Source organism: Amycolatopsis endophytica, assembly GCF_013410405.1.
Taxonomy (GTDB): domain Bacteria; phylum Actinomycetota; class Actinomycetes; order Mycobacteriales; family Pseudonocardiaceae; genus Amycolatopsis_E; species Amycolatopsis_E endophytica.
Map to the genome: position 1 here is coordinate 3,340,775 of NZ_JACCFK010000001.1, position 24,309 is coordinate 3,365,083.

19 protein-coding genes and 1 pseudogene are annotated in these 24,309 nt (G+C 70.8%); 9 read left to right on the forward strand and 11 right to left on the reverse strand.

Annotated features, from left to right (window positions below; genetic code table 11):
* Window positions 1-927, forward strand: coding sequence for a cobalamin biosynthesis protein (locus HNR02_RS16555; protein ID WP_179774053.1), 927 nt, complete (start codon window positions 1-3; stop codon window positions 925-927).
* Window positions 924-2,390 (forward strand): cobyric acid synthase, encoded by a 1,467-nt coding sequence (locus HNR02_RS16560; protein ID WP_179774054.1) that lies wholly within the window; start codon window positions 924-926, stop codon window positions 2,388-2,390. The genes HNR02_RS16555 and HNR02_RS16560 overlap by 4 nt, the downstream gene beginning before the upstream one ends.
* On the opposite strand, the gene HNR02_RS16565 is transcribed toward HNR02_RS16560, so the two are convergent.
* The 4 genes from HNR02_RS16565 to HNR02_RS16580 form a co-directional block, all read right to left on the reverse strand.
* On the reverse strand, window positions 2,347-3,090 hold the full coding sequence (locus HNR02_RS16565) for a CbtA family protein (protein WP_179775959.1): 744 nt from the start codon (window positions 3,088-3,090) through the stop codon (window positions 2,347-2,349). The genes HNR02_RS16560 and HNR02_RS16565 overlap by 44 nt on opposite strands.
* Window positions 3,087-3,296 (reverse strand): CbtB domain-containing protein, encoded by a 210-nt coding sequence (locus HNR02_RS16570; RefSeq protein WP_179774055.1) that lies wholly within the window; start codon window positions 3,294-3,296, stop codon window positions 3,087-3,089. The genes HNR02_RS16565 and HNR02_RS16570 overlap by 4 nt, the downstream gene beginning before the upstream one ends.
* 174 nt (window positions 3,297-3,470) lie before the next feature.
* Window positions 3,471-4,256: a DeoR/GlpR family DNA-binding transcription regulator gene (locus tag HNR02_RS16575; RefSeq protein ID WP_179774056.1), complete on the reverse strand. Its 786-nt coding sequence runs from the start codon at window positions 4,254-4,256 to the stop codon at window positions 3,471-3,473.
* 432 nt (window positions 4,257-4,688) lie between these two features.
* Window positions 4,689-5,435 (reverse strand): SDR family NAD(P)-dependent oxidoreductase, encoded by a 747-nt coding sequence (locus HNR02_RS16580; RefSeq protein WP_179774057.1) that lies wholly within the window; start codon window positions 5,433-5,435, stop codon window positions 4,689-4,691.
* A 94-nt stretch (window positions 5,436-5,529) separates the two neighbouring features.
* Between HNR02_RS16580 and HNR02_RS16585 the strand changes: the two genes are divergently transcribed.
* Window positions 5,530-6,129, forward strand: coding sequence for a TetR/AcrR family transcriptional regulator (locus tag HNR02_RS16585; protein WP_179774058.1), 600 nt, complete (start codon window positions 5,530-5,532; stop codon window positions 6,127-6,129).
* Between the two features lie 95 nt (window positions 6,130-6,224).
* Here HNR02_RS16585 and HNR02_RS16590 read toward each other — a convergent pair whose 3' ends face one another.
* Together HNR02_RS16590 and gltB are read right to left on the reverse strand one after the other, a co-directional pair.
* Window positions 6,225-7,676, reverse strand: coding sequence for a glutamate synthase subunit beta (locus HNR02_RS16590; protein ID WP_179774059.1), 1,452 nt, complete (start codon window positions 7,674-7,676; stop codon window positions 6,225-6,227).
* Entirely contained in the window at window positions 7,669-12,198 is a 4,530-nt protein-coding gene (gltB, locus tag HNR02_RS16595; RefSeq protein ID WP_179774060.1) for a glutamate synthase large subunit, read from the reverse strand. The genes HNR02_RS16590 and gltB overlap by 8 nt, the downstream gene beginning before the upstream one ends.
* A gap of 508 nt (window positions 12,199-12,706) precedes the next feature.
* Here gltB and HNR02_RS16600 point away from each other — a divergent pair.
* From HNR02_RS16600 to HNR02_RS16610, 3 genes are read left to right on the forward strand one after another with little or no spacing between them, the layout of a single operon-like run.
* Window positions 12,707-13,483: an MBL fold metallo-hydrolase gene (locus HNR02_RS16600; protein WP_179774061.1), complete on the forward strand. Its 777-nt coding sequence runs from the start codon at window positions 12,707-12,709 to the stop codon at window positions 13,481-13,483.
* A gap of 43 nt (window positions 13,484-13,526) precedes the next feature.
* A complete protein-coding gene (locus tag HNR02_RS16605; protein ID WP_179774062.1) occupies window positions 13,527-14,114 on the forward strand; it encodes a DedA family protein in 588 nt (195 codons plus the stop codon).
* Window positions 14,111-16,114 carry a phage holin family protein gene (locus HNR02_RS16610; RefSeq protein WP_179774063.1) on the forward strand — a complete coding sequence of 668 codons (2,004 nt, stop codon included), beginning with the start codon at window positions 14,111-14,113 and terminating at the stop codon, window positions 16,112-16,114. The genes HNR02_RS16605 and HNR02_RS16610 overlap by 4 nt, the downstream gene beginning before the upstream one ends.
* A gap of 499 nt (window positions 16,115-16,613) precedes the next feature.
* On the opposite strand, the gene HNR02_RS16615 is transcribed toward HNR02_RS16610, so the two are convergent.
* The 4 genes from HNR02_RS16615 to mtnA form a co-directional block, all read right to left on the reverse strand.
* Window positions 16,614-17,384 carry a 2-keto-4-pentenoate hydratase gene (locus HNR02_RS16615; protein ID WP_179774064.1) on the reverse strand — a complete coding sequence of 257 codons (771 nt, stop codon included), beginning with the start codon at window positions 17,382-17,384 and terminating at the stop codon, window positions 16,614-16,616.
* A complete protein-coding gene (locus HNR02_RS16620) occupies window positions 17,381-18,178 on the reverse strand; it encodes a 2-keto-4-pentenoate hydratase (RefSeq protein ID WP_179774065.1) in 798 nt (265 codons plus the stop codon). Before HNR02_RS16620 ends, HNR02_RS16615 begins: the two co-directional genes overlap by 4 nt.
* A 448-nt stretch (window positions 18,179-18,626) precedes the next feature.
* Complete coding sequence (locus HNR02_RS16625; protein WP_179774066.1) at window positions 18,627-20,546, reverse strand: S53 family peptidase; 1,920 nt, start codon at window positions 20,544-20,546, stop codon at window positions 18,627-18,629.
* Window positions 20,547-20,630: 84 nt separating this feature from the next.
* Window positions 20,631-21,605 (reverse strand): S-methyl-5-thioribose-1-phosphate isomerase, encoded by a 975-nt coding sequence (gene mtnA / locus HNR02_RS16630; RefSeq protein ID WP_179774067.1) that lies wholly within the window; start codon window positions 21,603-21,605, stop codon window positions 20,631-20,633.
* Between the two features lie 64 nt (window positions 21,606-21,669).
* On the opposite strand from mtnA, the pseudogene HNR02_RS16635 reads away from it, so the two are divergent.
* The 3 genes and pseudogenes from HNR02_RS16635 to HNR02_RS16645 form a co-directional block, all read left to right on the forward strand.
* Window positions 21,670-21,885 (forward strand): annotated as a pseudogene (locus HNR02_RS16635) (TrpB-like pyridoxal phosphate-dependent enzyme); the annotation flags it as partial.
* 47 nt (window positions 21,886-21,932) lie between these two features.
* The gene (locus HNR02_RS16640; RefSeq protein WP_179774068.1) at window positions 21,933-22,679 is read left to right on the forward strand and encodes a tryptophan 2,3-dioxygenase; all 747 of its coding nucleotides are present in this window, start codon (window positions 21,933-21,935) and stop codon (window positions 22,677-22,679) included.
* Window positions 22,680-22,937: 258 nt separating this feature from the next.
* On the forward strand, window positions 22,938-24,017 hold the full coding sequence (locus tag HNR02_RS16645; protein WP_179774069.1) for a Glu/Leu/Phe/Val family dehydrogenase: 1,080 nt from the start codon (window positions 22,938-22,940) through the stop codon (window positions 24,015-24,017).
* Window positions 24,018-24,080: 63 nt separating this feature from the next.
* Here HNR02_RS16645 and HNR02_RS16650 read toward each other — a convergent pair whose 3' ends face one another.
* Window positions 24,081-24,272, reverse strand: coding sequence for a DUF5302 domain-containing protein (locus HNR02_RS16650; RefSeq protein WP_179774070.1), 192 nt, complete (start codon window positions 24,270-24,272; stop codon window positions 24,081-24,083).
* Window positions 24,273-24,309 lie beyond the last annotated feature (37 nt).

The window sequence follows — 24,309 nt, forward strand, 5'->3', positions numbered from 1 at the left end:
GTGGTGGATGCAAGATCGTTGACCGCGCTCGGTCTCGTGACCGGTTACGCGCTGGACGCGGCCGTCGGCGACCCGCGCCGCGGTCACCCGGTCGCCCTGTTCGGCCGCGCCGCGCATGCCCTGGAGCAGCGCGTTTGGCGCGACTCCCGCGCCAGGGGGGCCGCGTATGCCGTCACCTGCGTGGGAGCGGCCGCCGGACTGGGGGCGCTCGCCCAGTCCGTGAGACGGCCCCCGGCGCGTGTCGTGATCACCGCGCTCGCCACCTGGACCGTGCTCGGCGGACGCGGGCTCGCGGCCGAGGGCGAGGCGATGGCTGCGCGGCTCGAAGCGGGGGACGTGCCCGCCGCCCGCCGGCGGCTGGGCCACCTGTGCGGACGCGACGCCTCCGTGCTGGACCAAAAGGGCCTGGCCAGGGCCGCGACCGAGTCGATCGCCGAGAACACCAGCGACGCCGTCGTCGCGCCACTGCTGTGGGGCGCGGTCGCGGGGGTGCCCGGCCTGCTCGGGTACCGGGCGCTCAACACGCTCGACGCGATGGTCGGGCACCGCACGCCGCGCTTCGAGCGGTTCGGCTGGGCCGCGGCCCGCGGCGACGACCTCGCCAACCTGCTGCCCGCCCGTGCCGGGGCGCTGGCCGCTGCCTTGTGCGCGCCGCTCGTGCGTGGCCGTCCGGGGCGGTCGCTGAAGGTCTGGCGCCGCGACGCCGCCCGGCACCCGAGCCCCAACGCGGGGCAGATCGAGGCCGCCTTCGCCGGCGCGCTCGACGTGCGGCTGGGCGGCGTCAACACTTACGGCGGCAAGGTCGAGGACCGCGGCACCCTCGGCGACGGTCCCGCTCCCGGCGCCGCCGATCTGCGCCGGGCGGTGCGGTTGTCCCGCGCGGTCGGGCTGGCCGCGCTGGCGCTGGCCGTGGCGGTGGCGCGGTGAGGGGCCTGCTGGTCGCCGGGACCACTTCGGACGCCGGGAAGAGCCTGGTCACGGCGGGCATCTGCCGCTGGCTCGCGCGGCGTGGCCTGCGGGTGGCGCCGTTCAAGGCGCAGAACATGTCGAACAACTCGATGGTGTGCGCGGACGGCGCGGAAATCGGGCGCGCCCAGTGGCTGCAAGCGGTCGCCGCCGGGGTCGAGCCGGAGGCGGCGATGAACCCGGTGCTGCTCAAACCGGGCAGCGACCGGCGCAGCCACGTGATCGCGCTCGGGAAACCGTTCGGGACGCTGGAGGCCGGCGAGTTCGCCACCGGCCGTCGTGAACTGGCGCGAATCGCGTTCGACGCCTTCGACGATCTGCGCGGCCGGTTCGACGTCGTGGTGTGCGAGGGCGCGGGCAGCCCGGCGGAGATCAACCTGCGGCAGGGCGACTACGTCAACATGGGCCTCGCGCGGCGGTTTTCGCTGCCGGTGCTGGTGGTCGGGGATATCGACCGCGGCGGCGTGCTGGCCGCCATGTACGGCACGGCCGCGTTGCTGGAACCCGGGGACCAGGCGCTGCTGGCCGGGTGGGTGGTCAACAAGTTCCGCGGCGACGAGTCGCTGCTGCGGCCCGGTCTGGACCGGATCGCCGAGCTGACGCACCGGCCCGTGCTCGGGGTGCTGCCGTGGCTGGACGGCGTGTGGATCGACTCCGAGGACGCGCTCGCCGCGGCGGGATGGCGGCACGAGCAGGCCACGACCGGCGGCTTGCGGATCGCGGTGGTGCGGTTCCCGAGGGCGTCGAACGCGACCGACGTGGACGCGCTCGCCGCCGAACCGGGCGTGACGGTGACCCTGACCGCGGACCCGGACACCGTGCGCGCGGCGGATGTCGTGGTGCTGCCCGGAACGCGCGCGACCGTGGACGATCTGCGGTGGCTGCGCTCGCGGGGACTGGACGCCGCGCTGGCCGCGCGGACCGGGCCGGTGCTGGGGATCTGCGGCGGCTACCAGATGCTGGCGGAGACCATTGTGGACGATGTGGAGTCGGTGGCGGGAAAGGTTTCCGGGCTCGGACTGCTGCCGACCACCGTGACGTTCAGCGAGGAGAAGGTGCTCGGCCGTCCGGTCGCGCGATGGCGCGGGCACGCGGTCGCGGCGTACGAGATCCACCACGGCAGCGCGTTCTTGCACGGCGAGGGCGTGGAACCGTTCCTGGACGGCTGGCGCCGCGGCGCGGTGTGGGGCACGACCTGGCACGGTGCGTTCGACAACGACGACTTCCGGCGGGCGTGGCTCTCCGAGGCGGCGGCGCAGGCCGGGGTTTCCTGGTCGCCCGCGCCGGGCGCACCCGGTTTCGCGGAGCTGCGGGAGTCGATGCTGGACCGGCTCGCCGACGCGATCGAGGAGCGCCTCGACACCGGGGCGCTCCTCGACCTCATCGAGCGAGGCTCACCGGAGGACCTGCCGCCGGTGCGGTGAGGGCCCGCCGCGCCAGCAGGCCGAACGTCACGCCGAGCACCGTCCACAGCACGACCTGCGTGCCGAGCGACGCGATCCGGAAGTCCCACAGCGTGGTGGCCGGGAAGTCCTCCGGCACCTCGTTGATCACGGGCATCAGTCGTGCCGTCAGGGCCGCCGGCACCAGGTACACCGCGCCGCCCGCGATCGCTCCCGCGGCCGCACCGGATCTGAGCGCCACCTGCCGTCCGGCAGCCGCCGCGGCGACCGCGAACGCCAGTGACAGCGCGATGAATCCGAAGTAGAGCCCGGTTCGCTCGCCGATCGTGTCCGGCTGCCCGACGGCGGGCGGGTTCGCCGGGTACTTGAGGAACGGCACCAGCACGACGACCACGAACGCCGCGCCCGTGAGCAGCGTGGCCGTCGGGCCGGGGCGAAGCGAACCGAGGCGGCCGTAGACGAGCGCGAAAGCGATGGCGAGCAGGCCACCGATCGCGATCCCGTACACCCCGACGGCGGTGAGCAGCCCGAGCGTGCTCTGCACACCGCGGGACACCAGCTCCTCTTCGTGGCTGTGCTCCCCGGACGCGTGCGCGGCCGCTTCTTCGAGCCCGATCGCGGCGTTCACCGGCGGTTCCCCGACGGCGTAGGCGAAGAGCGCGGCCAGGACAGCGGCGATCAGGCCCGCGAGCATCCCGCGGACCAGCAGCGCGCGCATCAGTGGCAGGGGAAGGCCAGCAGGTGCCGGCCGTCGTGGACGAATTCGTGGATGTAGCTGTTCGCGAAGATCGCGAAGGCGCCCTGCTCGGCGCTCACGAAGTAGAGGGCGATCAACGCGAGGAGCCCGGCGAAGAACGCCCACGGGGCGATCTCCCGCACCGGGATGCGGACCGGGATGGGCGCGGAAACCGCGACGGCCTGGGACATGGCGGAAGTACCTCCTCGGGCGTACGCGGCCCGGTCAGGGGTGGCGCGACGGCTCGGGTCTGACTCCCCGTTTCGGCGGGTCACAGTGGCGCGTCCGTGCGGGTTCTCACCGCGTTCCGAGTCCATCGCCTGGCCGTCCCAAGGTAAAGCACACCTGAGAGGTTTTCAACGCGCTCAGACGAGCGTCACCCGGACGCCTTCGAGTTCGAACGCCGAGACCAGGTCCGGTTCGGCGGCCGAGTCCGTGATCAGCATGTGGATGTCCAGGGTCGGGCAGATGCGGGCGAACGCGTATCCGCCCAGCTTCGAGCTGTCGGTCACCACGACGACCTTCTTGGCCCGGTGCGCGAGCAACTTGTTGACCGCGGCCTCGGCCTCGTGGTTGGCGTAGGCGCCCCGCAGCGGGTCGACCGCGTCCACGCCGATGAAGGCGAGATCGAGGCTGACCTCCTCCAGCATGATGCCGGTGAGGTGCCCGGTCAGCTCGAACGATTGCGGCCGCGCCACGCCGCCGGTGCTGACCAGCCGGATGCTCTGCCGCACGGTCAGTTCGTGCGCGATGTTGACCGCGTTGGTCACCACGGTCAGCACCGGGGAACTGCCACGATCGTTGAATTCGGGACGACTCGCAATCGCGCGGCTCACCTCGGTGGTGGTGGTTCCGCCGTTGCAGCCGATCACCATTCCGCGCTCCACGAGCCGGGCCGCGGCCTCGGCGATGCGGCGCTTTTCCACGGTGTGCCGGGACGCGCGATGACGGCCGGGAAGATCGTAAGCAACATTTCCGGCGACGGCCCCGCCCCGCGTTCTCGTGAGCAATTGGCGACTTGCCAAATGATCGAGGTCACGGCGGACCGTCGCAGGCGAAACACTCAGTTTCCCCGCGGCCCGGTCGACGTCGATCCGCCCGTGCTGCCCGATCATCTCCAACAGGGTGTTCAGCCGCTCATGCCGGTCCACCCATCAGTAATACCGAATCTTGAGCCGGATGTGAACCGGATCTTCCTGAAGGCGTGCGGGACCGGTTGTTGGTGTTTTACTCACCGGGACGGAAAAATGGATTTGATGACCTTGTTGAATGCGCCCGGGTTTGCGGTGGCGGCGCCGCGAGGCCCCTGTCGAAAAATGTGCGGCGCCGCCACCTGCTGATAAGTCGCCGATTGCGGACGGTGGATACGGAATGAGGTGGTTTTCACTCTGATGGCGCAGTGCGTGGGGCGCTACGCGGGCCGGGCGCGGTTGGCGAGCGTGGGGTTCGGGGTGCTGAGTGTGGAACTCGGTGTCGGGAAGGTGGGACTCGCCCGGCGGAGGGTGGGACTCGTCGAGGGTGGGCGCGAGTTCCACGCTCCTGCGCGTGAGTTCTGCGTTCCGGTGCCTGAGGTGGGCGGCGCGCTATGCGCTGTATCCGCCGTCGATCCTCAGTATCGCGCCGGTGACGTAGGACGCCTGCGGGCTGGCGAGGAAGACGACCCCGGCGGCGATCTCCTCTGGCCTGCCGTACCGCCCCATCGCCGCGGTCGGCAGGAACATGGATGCGGCCGGGCCGTCGGCGGGATTCCCGTCGGTGTCGATGAAACCGGGTTGGACCACGTTGACCGTGATGTCCCGGTGCGCCAGATCGCGCGCCGCGCCTCGGCTGAAGCCTTCGAGTGCCGCCTTCGTGCCCGTGTAGTACGCCATCCCCTGGAAACCCGCCCGGGTGGCCACACCCGAGCTGATGTTGACGATCCGCCCGCCATCGGGCAGAAACGGCACCGCCGCCTGGATCGCGGCCACCACGCTGGTGTAGTTGACGGCGAGCTGTCGCTCGATGGTGGCGTGGTCGACGAGTTCGCTGCCGACCAGGCCGCCGCCACTTACGGCCGCGTTGTTGACCAGGATGTCCAGCTTCCCGAACTGCTCGACCACGCTCCGGATCAAGTCTGCCGCCTGCGTCGCATCCGCCTGATCGGCCCGGAAAGCCGCCGCGCGCACGCCCTTCGCCTCCAGGTCGGCGACCACGGCCTTGGCCTGATCCGCCGAGGACGAGTAGCTGATCGCGACATCGGCTCCCTCGTCGGCCAGCGCCTGCGCGGACGCCGCCCCGATCCCCCGCGCCCCGCCGGTCACGATCGCCACCTTGTTGTCCAGCTTGCCCATGTGTTTCCCGCTCCCTAGAACATCCCGTTCTTGACCGTGCGGTCCACCATAAGCGTGGTGGACCGCACGGTCAAGAATCCGTATCCTGGTTGCCATGGCACGACCGCGAGCGTTCGACGAAGAGCAGGTGCTGAACGCAGTCCGTGAGCAGTTCTGGAACGCCGGCTACGCCGCGACCTCGCTGCAAGACCTGATGCGGGTCAGCGGGCTGGGCAAGGGCAGCCTGTACGCGGCGTTCGGCGACAAGCGGCAGCTCTTCCTCCGGGCGCTGCGCAGCTACATCGACGAGAGCCACGGGCACATGCGGAAAGCCCTCGCCGAGGCCCCACGGGCCCTGGACGCCCTGCGCGCGCTCCTCGAGACACCGATCGACGACCCGGCGGGCGCCGGGATGCGGCGTGGCTGCCTGATGGCCAACAGCACCTGCGAACTCGGTAACGCCGATCCGGAAGTCCTCGACCAGGCGCACCGCGGCTACGAGAAGTCCACCGCGCTGATCGGTGAGTGCGTCGCCCGCGCCCAACGCGAGGGCGACCTGCCCGCCGAGGCGGATCCGATCGCGCTGGCGCGGGCCCTCCTGGCCGCGCAACAAGGGCTCGTGTTCATGAGCCGGACCGGGCTGGACTCGGCGACACTCGCCGCCACGGGACGATCACTCGCGGCTCGGCTCCTGCCGGACCACCCCGGCAGCTGATCGCCATGTGGCTCGCCATCGCGGTGTGCACGTACCGGGAGCGCTGAAAAAGGAGGTGGGCCGCCGCGGCGTCGTTGCCGCGGCGGCCCACGGCACTACGCGATCGGCCGGTCCGTCGGCGCGATCGGGGCCGGGAGGACGTCCCGGCCGGTCAGGTAGGCGTCCACACCGGCGGCCGCGGACCGGCCCTCGGCGATCGCCCACACGATCAGCGACTGTCCGCGGCCCATGTCGCCCGCCACGAACACGTTGTCCACACTGGTCCGGAAGTCCGAATCCCGTGCCACGTTCCCGCGAGCGTCCAGTTCGACCCCCAGCGATTCGAGCAGGCCCTCGCGCTGCGGACCGACGAAACCCATCGCCAGCAGCACCAGCTGCGCGGGCAGCTCCCGCTCGGTGCCCTCGACCTCGACGAACTTGCCGCCCTCGTTGCGGACCTCGACCAGCCGCAACGCCCGCAGGTTCCCGTCCTCGTCGGCGAGGAACTCCTGCGTGCTCACCGAGTACAGGCGCTCGCCGCCCTCCTCGTGCGCCGAGGACACCCGGAAGATCATCGGGTACGTCGGCCACGGGTGCGCGTCCGAACGCGACTCCGGCGGCCGCGGCATGATCTCCAGCTGCGTCACCGAAAGTGCGCCCTGCCGGTGCGAGGTGCCGACACAGTCCGCACCCGTGTCACCGCCGCCGATCACCACGACGTGCTTGCCCTCGGCCGAGATCGGTGTCTCCTCCAGCGTGCCCGCCGCGACCCGATTGGCCAGCGGCAGGAACTCCATCGCCTGGTACACGCCGGTGGTCTCCCGGCCCGTCACCGGCAGATCACGCCACGCGGTCGCGCCACCGGCCAGCACCACGGCGTCGTAGTCCGACTTCAACTGCTCGGCGGTGATGTCGACCCCGACGTTCACCCCGGTGCGGAACTCGGTGCCCTCGGCCCGCATCTGGTCCAGGCGCCGGTCCAGCCGCCGCTTCTCCATCTTGAACTCGGGGATGCCGTACCGCAGCAACCCGCCGATCGCGTCGGCCCGCTCGAACACGACCACGTCGTGCCCGGCGCGGGTCAGCTGCTGCGCCGCCGCCAGACCGGACGGCCCGGACCCGACCACCGCGACCTTCTTGCCGGTGCGGGTCACCGGCGGCTGCGGCGTGATCCAGCCCTCCTCCCACGCCCGGTCCACAATGGAGATCTCGACCCGCTTGATCGTCACCGGGTCGTCGTTGATCCCCAGTACGCACGCGGTTTCGCACGGCGCGGGGCACAGCGTCCCGGTGAACTCCGGGAAGTTGTTCGTGGCGTGCAGCCGCTCGATCGCGTCACGCCAGTCGTCGCCCCAGACCAGCGTGTTCCACTCCGGGATCAGGTTGCCCAGCGGGCAGCCCTGGTGGCAGAACGGGATGCCGCAGTCCATGCAGCGGCCGGCCTGCTTCTCCAGCTTGTTCGACGCGAAGTCCTCGTAGACCTCGTTCCAGTCGAGCAGCCGCAGCGGCACCGGCCGGGTCTTCGGCGTCTCGCGCGGCGTCGTCAGAAAACCCTTGGGGTCAGCCATGAGCGGCCTCCATGATGGCTTCGTTCACGTCCCGGCCGTCGCGCTCGGCTTCCGCCCGCGCGGCCAGTACTCGCTTGTAGTCCTTGGGCATGACCTTGGCGAACCGGGTGATCGTGGCCTCCCAGTCGGCCAGCAGCGCCCGCGCCACCGGCGACTCGGTTTCCACGAAGTGCGCCTCGACCGCGTCCCGCAGGAACTCGACGTCCTCGTCGTCCAGCGGGTCGACGTCGACCATCTCCCGGTTGACCCGCAACGGCGAGGAGTCCAGTACGTACGCGACACCACCGGACATGCCCGCGGCGAAGTTGCGCCCGGTCGAACCGAGCACCACCACCTTGCCGCCGGTCATGTACTCGCAGCCGTGGTCGCCGACGCCTTCCACCACCGCGACGGCGCCGGAGTTGCGCACGCAGAACCGCTCGCCGACCTTGCCGCGCAGGAAGATCTGCCCGCCGGTCGCGCCGTAGCCGATCACGTTGCCCGCGATGATGTTCTGCTCGGAGACGATCTTCGCCTCCTTCGGCGGCCGCACGATGATGCGCCCACCGGAGAGGCCCTTGCCCACGTAGTCGTTGCCGTCACCGAACAACCGCAGCGTGATGCCCTTCGGCAGGAACGCGCCGAACGACTGCCCGGCGGTGCCGGTGAACGTCACGTCGATCGTGTCGTCCGGCAGGCCCTCACCGCCCCACCGCTTGGTCAGCTCCGATCCGAGCATGGTGCCGACGGTCCGGTTGACGTTGCGCACCGGCAGTTCCAGCCGCACCTTGTCGCCGGAGTTCAGCGCGCCCTCGGCGAGCTGGATCAGCGTGTTGTCCAGCGCCTTGTCCAGGCCGTGGTCCTGCGCGACCACCTGGTGCCGCGCCGCACGCGGCTCCAGTTCGGGCACGTGGAAGATCGGCGACAGGTCCAGCCCGCGCGCCTTCCAGTGGTCGACGGCCTGCCGCGTGTCGAGCACCTCGGCGTGCCCGACGGCCTCCTCGATCGACCGGAAGCCCAGCGCGGCCAGGTACTCGCGCACCTCCTGCGCGATGAACTCGAAGAAGTTCACCACGTAGTCGGCCTTGCCGCTGAACTTCTCGCGCAGCTTCGGGTTCTGCGTCGCCACACCGACCGGGCAGGTGTCCAGGTGGCAGACGCGCATCATGATGCAGCCCGACACCACCAGCGGCGCGGTCGCGAAGCCGAACTCCTCGGCGCCGAGCAGCGCGGCGATCACCACGTCGCGGCCGGTCTTGAGCTGGCCGTCGGTCTGCACCACGATCCGGTCGCGCAGCCGGTTGGCCAGCAGCGTCTGCTGCGTCTCGGCCAGGCCCAGCTCCCACGGACCGCCCGCGTGCTTGATCGAGGACAGCGGCGAGGCGCCGGTGCCGCCGTCGTGACCGGAGATCAGCACGACGTCCGCGTGCGCCTTCGACACACCCGCCGCGACCGTGCCGACGCCGACCTCGGACACCAGCTTCACGTGGATGCGGGCGGCCGGGTTGGCGTTCTTGAGGTCGTGGATGAGCTGCGCCAGGTCCTCGATCGAGTAGATGTCGTGGTGCGGCGGCGGGGAAATCAGGCCCACACCCGGCGTGGAGTGCCGCGTCTTCGCGATCCACGGGTACACCTTCGCGCCGGGCAGCTGACCGCCCTCGCCGGGCTTCGCGCCCTGCGCCATCTTGATCTGGATGTCGTCGGCGTTGACCAGGTACTCGCTCGTGACGCCGAACCGGCCGCTGGCGACCTGCTTCACGGCGCTGCGCCGCTCGGGGTCGTAGAGCCGCTCCGGGTCCTCGCCGCCCTCGCCGGTGTTGGACTTGCCGCCCAGCCGGTTCATCGCGATCGCCAGTGTCTCGTGCATCTCCTGCGAGATCGAACCGTAGGAGATGGCGCCGGTGGCGAACCGCTTGACGATCTCGGAGACCGGCTCGACCTCCTCGACCGGCACCGGCGGGCGCACGCCCTCCTTCAACTCGAACAGGCCACGCAACGTGAACAGCTTCTTCGACTGCTCGTCGACCGAGCTGGTGTACTCCTTGAACACGTCGTAGCGGCCGGCGCGCGTGGAGTGCTGCAGCTTGAAGACCGTGTGCGGGTTGAACAGGTGCGGCTCGCCCTCGCGCCGCCACTGGTAGTCCGACCCGACGGCCAGCTCGCGGTGGTTGGCGCGGAACCCGTCGCGCGGGAACGCGCGGGCGTGCCGCTGCCGGACCTCCTCGTGCAGCACGTCGAACCCGACGCCGCCCAGGCGCGAGGTGGTGCCGGTGAAGCAGGTGTCGATGACCTCCTGCGACAGGCCGAGCGCCTCGAAGATCTGCGCGCCGGTGTAGGAGGCCACGGTGGACACTCCCATCTTCGACATGGTCTTGCGCACGCCCTTGCCCAGCGCCTTGATCAGGTTCCGGGTGGCCTGCTGCGGCGTGACACCCGGGATCTTGCCGTCGTGGGCCAGCTCCTCGACCGTGGCCATCGCCAGGTACGGGTTGACCGCGGCGGCACCGAAGCCGAGCAACAGCGCGATGTGGTGCACCTCGCGGGCATCGGCGGTCTCGGCGATGATCCCGACCTGCGTGCGGGTCTTCTGCCGCACCAGGTGGTGGTGCACCGCGCCGGTCAGCAGCAGCGACGGGATGGCCGCATGGTCGGAGTCGACCCCGCGGTCGGACAGCACGATCAGCCGCGCGCCCTCGGAGATCGCGTTGGACACCTCGGTGCGGATCTCCTCCAGGCGCGCCAGCAGCGCGTCACCGCCGCCGTGCACGTCGTAGAGGCCGTGGACGGTGACCGCGGTGAACTCCGGCAGATCGCCGTCGTCGTTGATGTGCACCAGCTTGGCCAGCTCGTCGTTGTCCAGCACCGGGAACGGCAGGACGACGCGGCGGCAGGACTCGCCGGTGGCTTCCAGCAGGTTCGGCTGCGCGCCCAGCTCGGTGCCCAGCGAGGTCACCAGCTCCTCGCGGATCGCGTCCAGCGGCGGGTTCGTGACCTGCGCGAACAGCTGGATGAAGTAGTCGAAGATCGGCCGCGGCCCGGACGACAGCGGCGCCAGCGGGGAGTCGTTGCCCATCGACCCGATCGGCTCCGCACCGGCCTTCGCCATCGGCGACAGCAGCGTGTCGAGTTCCTCTTCGGTGTACCCGAACGCCTGCTGACGGCGCACCAGCGACGAGTGGGTGGGCACCTCGCGCTCGCGCTCCGGCAGCTCCTCCAGGCGCACCAGACCCTCGTCGACCCACTCGCCGTAGGGATGCTCGGCCGCGAGCTGCCCCTTGATCTCCTCGTCGTCGATGATGCGGCCCTCGGCCGTGTCGACGAGGAACATCCGGCCCGGCTCCAGCCTGCCCTTCTTCACGATCGTCGACTGGTCCAGCTCCAGCACGCCGACCTCACTGGCGAGCACGACCAGGCCGTCCTCGGTGACCCAGTAGCGGGCCGGACGCAGGCCGTTGCGGTCGAGCACCGCGCCGATCTGCGTACCGTCGGTGAACGACACCAGCGCCGGGCCGTCCCACGGCTCCATGAGCGTGGAGTGGAACTCGTAGAACGCCCGCCGCGCGGGGTCCATCTCCTCGTGGTTCTCCCACGCTTCGGGGATCATCATCAGCACCGAGTGGGGCAGGCTGCGGCCGCCCAGGTGCAGCAGTTCGAGCACTTCGTCGAAGCTCGCCGAGTCGCTCGCGCCGCGCGTGATGACCGGGTAGATCCGCTTGAGGTCACCAGGGATCAGGTCGGTCGCGAGCATCGATTCGCGCGCGTCCATCCAGTTCCGGTTGCCGCGCAGCGTGTTGATCTCACCGTTGTGCGCCACGTACCGGTACGGGTGGGCCAGCGGCCACGACGGGAACGTGTTGGTGGAGAAGCGGGAGTGCACCAGGCCGATCGCGCTCGTCACGCGCTCGTCGGTCAGGTCCGGGAAGAACCGCGGCACCTGCGGCTCGGTGAGCATTCCCTTGTAGACGATCGTGCGCGACGACAGGCTCGGGAAGTAGACGTCCTCGTCGGCCAGCAGGTGCTCGGCCCGCTTGCGCACGCAGAACGCGGCGCGCTCCAGGTCGAGCCCGGTGCGCAGACCCTCACGCGAGGCGAGGAAGAGCTGCGCGAAGTGCGGCATCGTCGAGGCGGCGGTCGGGCCGACGTGCTCGGTGTCCACCGGAACCGCGCGCCAGCCCAGAACCCGCAGACCCTCCTCGGCGACGATGCCCTCGATGGCGCTCATGGCACGGCCGCGGGCGGTCTCGTCCAGCGGCAGGAACGCGGTGCCCACGGCGTAGTGACCGGGCTCGGGCAGCGTGAAGCCGGTGACCTCACGGAAGAACGCGTCCGGGATCTGGATCAGGATCCCGGCACCGTCGCCGGTCTCCGGTTCGGCTCCTCTGGCGCCACGGTGTTCGAGGTTGCGCAGGGCGGTCAGGGCCTTGGCGACGATGTCGTGGGTCCGTCGGCCGGACATGTCGGCGACGAACGCGACGCCGCAGGCGTCGTGCTCGTATTGCGCGTCGTACAAGCCTTCCGGCTTGCGCACACTGTGGCGGGTCACGGCTGGCCGTCTCCTCACACGCGGGCGCGGCCGGGCTGTTGTTAACGCAACAGCCCTCCTGCGCGATGGTCAGTCGAGAGCAGAAGTACGAGTCGCCTGAACGAGGGCAAGACTCGATACACCGGCCACACGTCGTTGGGCGGCCGCCGGTCGGCACGTCTTCGGGCCGCTGGCGCGCGTCGAGCGTCGACCCGGGTTGTGGTGGGCGGGTTCCCGCGGCGCGCCAGTTACCCCCGGGTTCGCCGGGTCTTATGACAGTAATGTGAATTCGCCGTTATCGACATACGTCGACCGGACCTCGTGGCATATGCCATACGGCCGTTGACGCGACAGCCACCCGTGTGGAAGTACCGTTGAACCAGCGTTGACCTGCGTAAAGCTACTCTTGGTTGGCCCACGTGATCGGTTCACCGGTTCGGGTGAGTGTCCGATTAAGTAATCAAGGTGTTACGGAGGCGGAGACCACGGGAGCGGGGCGGTGACGCGCTCCGGCCGGGATACTCGGGGTGTGGACGGTCTGTCGTTGCGTTTCCTCGGCCACTCCACGGTCCGCCTGGAGATCGCCGGCCGGATCGTCCTGACCGATCCGGTGCTGACGAAGTCGGTGGGCGGGCTGGTCCGCGTCGCCCCGCCGCTGGATCCGGCCACCTACGCCGACGCCGACCTGGTGCTGATCTCCCACCTGCACGGTGACCACCTGCACGTGCCTTCGCTGCGGCTGCTGCGCCGGAACGTTCCGATCGTCGTGCCGCGGGGATCCGGGGCGTGGTTGCGGCGGCGCGGGTTCGGTTCGGTGGCGGAGCTGGACGTCGGCGAGCGGTTCACCGACGGGGATCTGCGCGTCACCGCCGTGCGGGCGGACCATTCCGGACACCGCTGGGGGCCGCGCTTCACACACGGGCCGCAGGCGCCCGCGACCGGTCACCTCGTGGAGGCTCCCGGCGCACGCGTGTATGTGGCAGGGGACACGGACCTCTATCCCGGGATGCGCGAGCTGGGGCCGGTCGATGTCGCGTTGCTGCCGGTGTGGGGCTGGGGCCCGAACCTCGGTCCGGGACACCTGGATCCGGCGCGCGCGGCGGAGGCCGTGGAACTGGTGCGGCCGCGGCTGGCGGTGCCGGTGCACTGGGGCACGCTCGCGGTGCCGGGCCTGGCGCGGACGCGGCGGATGCGGCGGTTGCTGGTGGACCCGCCACGCGAGTTCGCCGCCGCGGTGCGTGGTGAGACCACCGTCGCTGTCACCGAACCGGGTGAAGTGGTCGAGCTGCGGGAGATTTCCCGGTGAGGGCTGTGCCGGGTGCACCGTCGGGGCGTGGTGAGGTGACCGGGTGAACTGGACCGACTTCTCGACCGTCGGCTACCCGACCCTCTTCCTCGGCGTGCTGATCGGTTCGATCGTGCCGATCGTCCCGACGGGGGCGGTCGTCGGCGCCGCGGCCGCGGTCGCCATGACCGGGCACCTGTCGCTGCCCCTGGTGCTGCTGCTCGCCACCGCCGGTGCGGTGGTGGGCGATGTCGTCACCTTCGCGATCGCGCGGCTCGGCAGTGACGCGGCCGTGCGGTGGCTGGCGCGCGGGCAGGCACCGGAGCGGCTCGTTTCGGCGCGGCGGCGGTTCGAGCGGCAGGGGTGGATGTTGATCGTCGTCGGGCGGCTCGTGCCGGCCGGGCGGATCCCGGTGCTGATCGCCGCGGGCGCGGTCGCCTACCCGTGGCGGCGGTTGCTGCCCGCGACCGCTGTGGCGTGCGCGCTGTGGGCGGTCGCCTACGCACTGCTCGGGGTGGTCAGTGGCGGGCTGTTCGACTCGCCACTCGTCGCGACGCTGCTGGCCGCGGTGCTGGTACTGCTGGTGACGGTGGTGGTCAACCTGGTGGCGCGGCGCCGCCGGGAACGCGCGAAGGTGGGGAACAGGGGATGACTTCGGCGGATCGGGGCCGGCTGTTCCGACGTGGACGGTCGCTCGCGCGGTTCGCGCTGGTGTGGCTGACCGCGTCGCTCGCGCTGGTGGGCATGGACGACCTGCTCGACGGCTTCGCGATGCCGCAGTGGTGGCAGCCGCTGGTGTGCGGTCTGCTGCTGAGCCTGTTGACCGCCGTCGTGTGGCCGCAGGTGCTGCGGGTCGCGTTGCCGCTCGCGTTGTTCACCCTCGGCATCGGGAGCTTCCTGCTGCTCGGCGCGGGCGCGGTGGCGGTGTTCGCCGCGGTCCCCGGCGTGGAGATCAACGGGCTGCGCACCGGGTTCCTCGTCGTGGTCGGGGTTTCGGTGGTGAGCGGGATCGTCTCCAGTGTGCTCGCGGTGGACGAGGACGAGGTGTTCTTCCGGCGTGCCCGGCGCCGGTCGCGACGGCACCCGGAACTCGCCGACGACGTTCCGCCGGGGCTGATCTTCCTGCAGGTCGACGGGCTCGGGTACGACGTCGTGCGCCGCGCGGTGCGGGACGGCGACATGCCGACGCTGGCCCGCTGGCTGGCCGAGGACAGCCACGCGCTGGTGCGGTGGCAGACCGACTGGAGTTCGCAGACCGGCGCGAGCGTGTGCGGCATCCTGCACGGCTCGAACCACGACATCCTCGGCTTCCGCTGGTACGAAAAGGACCGCGACCACGTGATGGCGTGCGCGCACCCGCGTGACGCGGCCGAGATCGAGCGCCGCCACTCCGACGGGCGCGGCCTGCTCGCGGGCGACGGCGCCAGCCACGGCAACCTGTTCACCGGTGACGCGCCCCACGTGAGCCTGACGATGAGCGCGGTGTCGGTGCTGCTGCCGAAGGGCCTGCGCCGCCGCCGCGTCGACCGGGTGGGTGCCGGGTACTACGCCTACTTCGCCAATCCGGTCAACGCGTTGCGCACGCTGGGTTCGGCGCTGGTCGACGTGCTGCGGGAGGTTTCGGCCTCCGCCCGGCAGCGGCGGGCCGGGGTGGTGCCGCGGGTGCCGCGCGGCGGGATCTACCCGATCGCCCGGACCGGCACGACCGTGATCTCAAGGGACGTCGTGGTGTCCGCGGTGCTGGAGGACATGCTCGTGGGCCGCCCGGTGGTCTACGCGGACTTCCTCGGCTACGACGAGGTCGCCCACCACTCCGGTATCGAGCGCTTCGACACCCTCGCCGTGCTGCGCGGGATCGATCAGCAGATCGGCCGCCTGCACCGGGCCGCCCGGCTCGGCCCGCGGGACTACCACCTCGTCGTGCTGTCGGACCATGGGCAGACGCAGGGCTGGGCGTTCGCGCACCGGTTCGGGGAGTCGCTGGAGGAGCTGGTCGGGCGGTTGTGCGGCGGGCCGCCTCCGGATTCCGCTGCCGCGGGCCCGGTGGCGACGGGCTTGCGGGAACGGGTGACCGGCGCACGGCGCATCGAGCACCGTCCCCGGGACTCGGAACGTCACGAGGTGGCCCGGGTCGCGCCCGGGGTGGTCGCGGTGGTGTCCGGGCACGTCGGGATGATTTCGTTCACGGAGCACGAGGGGCGTGTTCCGTTGGAGACCATCGAGCGGGAGCATCCGGACCTGCTGCCCGCTCTGGTGGATCACCCTGGTGTCGGTTTCGTGATGGTGCGTGGCGCGGATGGACCGGTCGTCCTCGGGCGCGACGGAGTGCACCGGTTGGCGACGGGGGAGATCCTCGGGGAGGACCCGCTGGCGCCGTACGGGCCGCATGCCGCGGATTTGGTACGGCGAGTGGACACGTTCCCGCACTGTGCCGATGTGATGATCAATTCGCGCTGGGATCCGGAGACGGGGGAGGCTTCCCCGTTCGAGGTGCACGTCGGGTCCCATGGCGGGCTGGGCGGGGAGCAGGAGCGGGGGTTCCTGATCTACCCGAAGGAGTTCGAGCCGCCAGGGGAGCTGGTGGGGGCCGAGTCGCTGCACCGGTTGTTCCGGTTGTGGTTGACGAAGCTGGGGCACGAGCCGGTTTCTTGAGTTGTCGCTACGCGGGTTTGCGCTGGGGGTGGCTCTGCGCTGCGCGCGGCTTCGGGCGCCGACTCCGCTTCGCTACGCCCCGGCGCCTGGGCGCTGGCGCGCCTGGCGTTCTTGGTCCTCCCGTACCCGATCTTTCAGTGTTCGGCAACCGAGGGGGCTGGGGATCGGGTTGCGGGACGGGTGTGGTTCGGGAGCTGGGTCGCCTCGCGTTGCCGGGTACCGGTCCCGGAGCGGCAAACACGCTGCGCGGAACGGCAAACACAGCGCCACGAACGGCAAACACGCCAACGCGAGCGGCCAACACGCCGCGCACCGCGCCGTGTTGGCCGTTCCGGGCGCCGTGTTGGCCGTTCCGGGCGCCGTGTTTGCCGCTCGCGGCGGCGTGTTGGCCGAATGGTGACAGCCGGATCCAAAGCCGAGTTCTGCCGTCTGCTCGGCCGGAGAAACAATGAGAAATCGAGACGGCGTTTGTCGATAAATCGCGTAGCGGCTCCAAAACTCAACCCGAAACAGTAACCGATCCCAAATTCGTGAAATGCGCTGCCACCCGCGCGCCCGGCGAAACCGGTACGGCATCGGTCATCCCGCCGGTCAGCACGATCCACCCGGCCTCCAGCGCCAGCCCGCGATCGGCCATCGAATTGGCCGCCAGCGCCAACGCCTCCCCGGGATTCCCGAGCACAGCCGCACCCGTCGCCGAATCGACGACGGCTCCATCCACCTCAAGCAGACATGCCTCCAGCGAAAGATCGATCCCCGGCGCAATCCCCACCGGGCCCACCCGGAAGACACTCGACGATGCGTTGTCGGCAATGGTGTCCGCTGCCGAGAAACGAAAATCCGAGTACCGCGAATCGATGATCTCGAGGCCGCCGTAAACCCGGGACACGGCTTCCATCGCGGTAGCCGCCGTCACGCCGGGCCCGCAAAGTCGTGACCCCAGCACGAAAACGATCTCCGGCTCGGCCCGGGGATGAATCAGCGGCGGCAGGGGATCCGCAGACGGCAGGACCATGGCGTCCGTCAGCCACGCGAGCACCGGCCGGTCCACGCCCATGCGTTCCTGCTTCGCCTTCGAGGTCAGGCCCAGTTTGACGCCGATCAGCTTCTCGCCACGCGACAGTCGCAGACGCAGGGCCTCGTCCTGCACCGCGTAGGCCGTCCGCACATCCAGCCCTGGCCACTCAGCCGTGAGAGGTCCGCGGGATGTTCCGGCGTCCTCCGCTGCCAGCAGGACCCGCGCCGCCTCGGCGATGCTCCACTCGGTCACGCTTCCTCCTTCGAGCCGAACACCGCGGTCACACTGCCCAGCCCGGCGACCGTCGACACCACCGTGTCGCCAGGGCGCAGGGAGATGGCGCGGGTCATCGAGCCGGGCAGCACGACGTGCCCCGGTTCCAGGTCGATGCCCAGCGGACCGACCGTGTTCGCCAGCCACACCAGGGCGTTCAGCGGTGAACCGAGCACCGCGCCGCCCGCTCCGGTGGCCACCAGGTCGCCGTTCGCGTGCAGGGTGCAGCCGGCCAGGCGCAGATCCACCGTGGACAGGGCCGTCGGCCTGCTGCCGAGGACCACCCCGCCCGAAGAAGCGTTGTCGGCGATGGTGTCGACGATCGAGATCCGCCAGTCCTCGATCCGCGAGTCCACGATCTCCAGCGCGGGCACCACGAAGTCGACGGCGCGCACGGCGTCGGCCACCGTCACGCCGGGTCCGGACAGCTTGCGCCCGAGCACGAACGCGATCTCCGGCTCGATGCGCGGTTGCAGGAAGTTCCCGGACGGGATCGGCTGGTGCTCCAGGTGGAACATGCTGCCGGTCAGGTGCCCGTAGTCGGGCTGGTCGACGCCCATCTGACGCTGCATCGCCGCCGACGCCAGACCGACCTTGTGCCCCTTGACCTCGTCACCGTCGTCGGTCCACACCCGGACCTGGTCGAGCTGGATCCGGTAGGCGTCCTCGACCGTCGCGTCCGGGTAGGTCTCGATCAGGGGCGCGACGGGTTTGCCCGCCGCGTAGGCCCGCAGCAAGAGGTCGGCCGCCTCCCGCACCGCTGTCGCATCCATAACCCGGACTCTCGTGCCGGCGCCGTGGAAACGCAACCACGGTGTTCCGCTGGGCGGCACGCCCTCATCGTCATCTGGCGGCTGCGAAGGGTCAGGTGGTGAAGACATATCGAGTTGCTTCGAGTTGCCACTGCGCGGGTTTGCGCTGCGCGCGGCTCCTCGCTGCGCGCGGCTCCTCGCTACGCGCGTAACTCGGCGTTCTGGGGCCTCCCGAACCCGATCTTTCAGTGTTCGGTTGCCGGGGCATCGCGCCAAGCCGTTCGGGGGTGGGCGCGTTTCGCGGCCGGGTGCCCGCCCCGGAGCGGCAAACACGGCGCCCGGAGCGGCAAACACGGCGCCCGGAGCGGCAAACACGGCGCCCGGAGCGGCCAATCGGGGCGGCCACAATTTGTTGCGAGCTTGCGAGCCCGGCGCTTTCAGCGCGCGCAGTGCAAAACCCGCGTAGCGGCTACGGGAGCAACAAGAACGCCAGTCCGTTGGGCACGCCGAGGCCGGTCACGTCATCGTATCCACGCGTCGTGTGGATCGACAGCGACTGCCAGTCCAGTTCACGCACCGAGGTGATCAAGCCTTCCGACGCATCCACCGAATTGGCGTAGTCGACCCGCGTCACGGCCCCATCGACGTGCCGCACGTCCCGTACCGCCGGGGTTCGCGAACCGACCTGGTACAGCACGGGGTTGATGAACCCGTGGTGGAACCCGCTCAGGCTGTCCGACACCGCCATGATCCCGGCCAGCAGTGGCGAAGACAGGCTCGTCCCGCCGATGCGGTACTGGTCGTAGTACACGCCGTCCGGGAACGTCTGCGTCTGGCCCATCAGGAAACCGGTGTTCGGGTCGCCGACTGCCGAGATGTCGGGAACCACGCGTCCCCGCGCCTTGCCGCGCTGGTTCTTCGCGGCGAGCGCGTCCGGCACCACGCCCCGCTGGTAGAACGGCTCGTCGAACAGCACGCTCGTGCCGCCGCCCGCACCGGACGTGTACGCCGCCGGACCGTAGGTGCCGTCGGTGAGCGTGCTCTTGCCGGTCTCCCAGCCGGTTTCGAACACCGTCCTGCCGTCCGCGCCGATCGCGAGGCTCGTGCCGCCCACCGCGGTCACCCACGAGTCCGAGGCGGGGAAGTCCGCCGACGGCGAACCGAGCCGCGCCGCCTCGTCACCGTTGTCGCCCGAGGAGAAGTAGACGCCGATGCCCTCCAGCGCCGCCTGTTGGGCGATCTGCGTCCACACCCGCACCTCGGCGGCCGGGATGTCCTCGCCCGCGTCGCCGTAGGAGTTCGAGATGATGTCCGCCCGGTGCCCGGCCACGATCCAGTTCAGCGCCTCGTCCAGCGAGGCGTCCTGGCAGTCGGACCCGCCGACGTAGAGGATGTCCGCGCCGGGGGCCATCGCGTGCACGGCCTCGACGTCGAGCGTCTGCTCGCCGTACCAGCCCGCCGCGTCGCACTGGTCCGGCGGTTCCTGGTCCACGTTGGCCGGGAACACCTTCTCCGCGAACTGCGACCGCCGCAGCGGATGCGCCGGATCGTTGCGCTTCGCGTACTCGGCCGCGTCGGCGTAGAGCGTGGGTGACGCGAAAGCGTCCACAATGGCCACCGTGGTGCCGCGGCCGTCCGAGTGCACCTTGTCCAGTCCGTAGGCCGACCGCAGCTGCGCGGGCGTGTAGCCGCACGGCGCGTACGGCAACTGCTGCCCCTCGTACGCCGGGTCGGTGGTGTCGGTCTTCTCACCGTAGTAGGTGCCGCACGGCGCGGCGTTGCGGAAACCGTCCGACGGCGGCACGTCCGCGGGCGATCCGTCCGTGCGGTCCGGCTTCATCAGGGCGGTCGCCTGGTCGACGCCGATCACCCCGAGCACGTCGCCGGACAACGCCGACGGCACCGACAGCTCCTTGTCCGCGGCGCGCAGTACCTGCCCGTCCACCCGGTACTTCGCCAGGTCGACGCCGAATGCCCGCTCGACCTGGCCGGTGGTGCCGGTCGCCTCGACGTAGGCCCGGTTGGCCGGGATGTCCCCGACCGCGAACCCGCTGCCGGACAACCAGTTCCGCACCGCTGAGACCGTCTGGTCGCTCGCCGCGAACGAGTCCCGGACCTGGTCCGGCGTGAGGTACTGGCGGAAGGACGAACTGGACGGGTCGGACACCGCGCGGGCGGCGTCGTCGGCGGCGGCCTGGTCGCGCATCGTCAGGTACACCCGGAAGCTCAGCTCCGCGGACGAGGTGGAATCGGCGACCTTGGTCTGCGGGGTCGCCCACAGCGGATGGGACAGCGGGATCACGGCACGTCCCTGCGCGGCGGCGGCAGGCGCGGCGAGCACGCCACCCGCCAGTGCCAGCGACGCGGCAACGGTCAAAGCTCTTCGCATTGCGCCGACATTAGAACCGCGCCCGGGAAAAGCCAGCGCACCGGCGAATTTACCGAAGAAAGTAGGGAACCCGGCAAAGGGAATTCACGGCACCATCGGGCCTTTTTCGGTGACCACGGCGGTGATCAGCTCGGCCGGTGTCACGTCGAATGCCGGGTTGAACACCTTTGTCCCGTCCGGGGTGACCGGCAGGCCGGAAAACGTCGTGATCTCCTCCGCCGCCCGTTCCTCGATCACGACCGAATCGCCCGACGCCAATTCCGGGTCCACGGTGGAAGACGGCGCCACGACCACGAACGGCAGCCGGTGGCGTGCGGCGGCGATCGCCAGGCCGTAGGTGCCGATCTTGTTCGCCACGTCCCCGTTCGCGGCGATCCGGTCGGCGCCGACGACCACGCAGTCCACCATCCCGCGGGCCATCGCCGCGGCCGCGGCGGAATCGGGCAGCACCCGGTACGGCACGCCCGCCTCGGCCAGCTCCCACGCGGTCAGCCGGGCGCCCTGCAGCAGCGGTCGCGTCTCGTCGGCCAGCACGGACTCCAGGTGCCCTGCCGCGTGCAGGTGCCAGACGACGCCGAGCGCCGTGCCCCACCCGACCGTCGCCAGCCGCCCGGCGTTGCAGTGCGTGAGCAGACGCAGCGGGCGCCGCGAGCATCGTTCGAGGATCAGCTCCGCGGCGCGGGCCGACGCCTCGTGGTTGAGCCGTTCGTCCTCGTCGAGGACGGCGAGCGCCTCGGCGAGGACGGCGTCCGGCCCCTCCGCCAGGCGGGTCAGCGCGCGGGAGACGCCCCAGCTCAGGTTCACCGCCGTCGGACGGGCCGCCGCGACCCGTTCGGCGTCGGCGCGCACCGCGTCCGCGTCGTCGCAGGCGAAGGCGGCCAGCGCCACGCCCAGTGCACCGGCGCCGCCGAGCGCGGGCGCCCCGCGGACGGCCAGCCGCCGGATCGCGTCGACCAGCTCGCCGACGGTCGTGAGCCGCAGCGTCCGGTACTCCCGCGGCAGGGCCACCTGGTCGATGATCTCGACGGCCCCGTCCGCCCAGTCGATGGTTCTGCGCACGTCTTCCATTGAACGCCATCCCACGCCAAGCTGGGCAAGCCGTCACGAGGGAGGGTGCCCGCCGATGACACCTCGCACGAAGTACCTGCTCGACGAGTCCGACCCGCCGACCACCTGGTACAACGTGATCCCCGACCTGCCCGCGCCACCGCCGCCGCCGCACCCCGGTGCCCGCGAGCCGGTCGGCCCGGACGATCTCGCACCCCTGCTGCCGCGGGCCCTCATCGCGCAGAAGACCGGTCAAGATCGTTATGTCGACATCGTGGGCGAGGTGCCCGACAACGACCTGCCCGAGCCGGTGCCGGCCGAGTCACTCGCGGGGCTGCCGTGACCGACGAGCACGCCTCCCTGACCTACACCTCGTACCTGGCGCTGGACGACCTGCTGGCCGCGCAGCACCCGCGGTCGGAGGAGCACGACGAGCTGCTGTTCATCGTGATCCACCAGGTGTACGAGCTGTGGTTCAAGCAGATGCTGCACGAGCTGGCGTGGCTGCGGGACAAGCTCGCCGCGGGCGACACCGCCCACGCGATCCGCACCCTGCGGCGGGTGCTGACGGTGTTGAAGGTCGTGGTCGCGCAGATCGACGTGCTGGAGACGATGACGCCCAGCCAGTTCACGAGCTTCCGCACCCGGCTGGACGCCGCGAGCGGCTTCCAGTCGGCGCAGTTCCGGGAGCTGGAGGCCGTGCTCGGGCGACGCGACCCGGGCGCCTTCACGCACTACCCGGAGGGCAGCGAGGCGCGGGCCCGGATCGAGGCGGCGATGGAGCAGCCCTCGCTGTTCGACTCGTTCCTGACCTACCTGTCCGTGCACGGGTACGACGTCGACGGTGACCGCCGCGAGGTGCTGCTGCGGGTCTACACCGACGACCGCGGCCCCGCGACGGTGGCCGAGCACCTGGTCGACCTGGACGAGGGCGTGCAGGAGTGGCGGTACCGGCACGTGAAGATGGTCGAGCGCACCATCGGCGACAAGGCGGGAACGGGCGGTTCGTCCGGCGCCGGGTACCTGAGGGGCACCTTGTTCAAGCCCTTGTTCCCCGACCTGTGGTCCGTCCGCGCCGACCTGTGACCGCGAACGGCCAACACGGTGCCGGGAGGGGCCAACACGGTGCCGGGAGCGGCCAACACGGTGCCGGGCGTTGGTCCGTCCGAACCATCCGCGTCCGCGGACGTCGTCCGATCTTCCCATGGCTTTTCCGGCGAAGACCGCTAAGTTGCTCCGTGGAGGCCGAAGGGAACGACCTTCCCGGAAGCTCCGACCACAACCACTCACCCGCCCGTGCGCCACGAACGCCGACGGGCGGGTCGCAGATGAGGAGTCACCACCGTGACGGATGGAGTGTTCGGCCGCGAAAGCGGTCACGAACAGGTCGTGTACTGCCAGGACCAGGCGACCGGCCTGAAGGCGATCATCGCCGTGTACTCGACCGCGCTGGGCCCAGCGCTCGGCGGCACACGCTTCTACCCCTACGCCCGCGAAGCCGACGCCCTCGACGACGTCCTCGCGCTGTCCAAGGGGATGGCCTACAAGAACGCCCTCGCCGGGCTCGACCTCGGCGGCGGCAAGGCCGTCATCATCGGCGACCCGTCGACCACCAGGACCGAGGCGCTGCTGCGTGCCTACGGCCGGTTCGTCCAGTCACTCGGCGGGCGCTACTACACCGCCTGCGACGTGGGCACCTCGGTGCCGGACATGGACGTCATCGCCCGCGAAACCCGCTTCGTCACGGGCCGCTCCCGCGACGACGGGGGCGCGGGCGACTCGTCCGTGCTGACCGCGTTCGGTGTCTTCCAGGGCATGCGCGCCGCCGCCGAGTTCCGGTGGGGCAGTGCCGATCTGGCCGGCCGCCACGTCGGGGTGTCCGGGGTGGGGAAGGTCGGGCACATCCTGGTCGGGCACCTCGTCGAGGCCGGGGCGCGCGTGTCGGTCACCGACGTGTCCGCGGCGGCGGTCGAGCGCGTCCGGGCGGCACACCCGTCCGTCGAGGTCGTCACCGACAACGAGACGCTGCTGCGGTCGCCGCTCGACGTGTTCGCGCCATGCGCGCTGGGTGGCGCGCTCAACGACGTGACCGTGCCGCAGCTGGGCGCCGAGATCGTCTGCGGCGCCGCGAACAACCAGCTGGCCCATCCCGGCATCGAGAAGTCGCTGCAGGACCGCGGCGTGCTGTACGCGCCGGACTACCTGGTCAACGCGGGCGGGGTGATCCAGGTCAGCGACGAGCTGCACGGCTTCGACTTCGAGCGGGCCCAGCGCAAGGCGGCGGGCATCTTCGCCACGACGAAGGCCGTGTTCGAACTGGCCAAGGCCGAGGGCGTCCCGCCCGCCACCGCGGCCGACCGGCTGGCCGAGCGCCGCATGTCCGAGGTCGGACGGTTGCGCTCGATCCTCACCGCCCGCTCCTGACTTCCCCGCCGCGGCATTGGTGGCGCTCGACGCCACCAATGCCGCGCAAGGGAGGCGTGCGGGTCAGCCGCTCTTGCGGCGGAACGTGCGCTTGTTCGCGGCGGGCCCGTGGCCGTGCACGTGCCCGCCCTTGCCGCCGCCGTGGTCCTGACGGCCGGAGCCCTGGGCGTGGGCCTGCTTGCGTTCGAGTGCCTCGCGGAACCGGCGTTTGACGTCGTCTTCCGATTCGCCTGAGGAAACAGTGTTCTCGGACATACGACCTCCTGGGTGTCACGCGCTTGCCGGTCCAGCC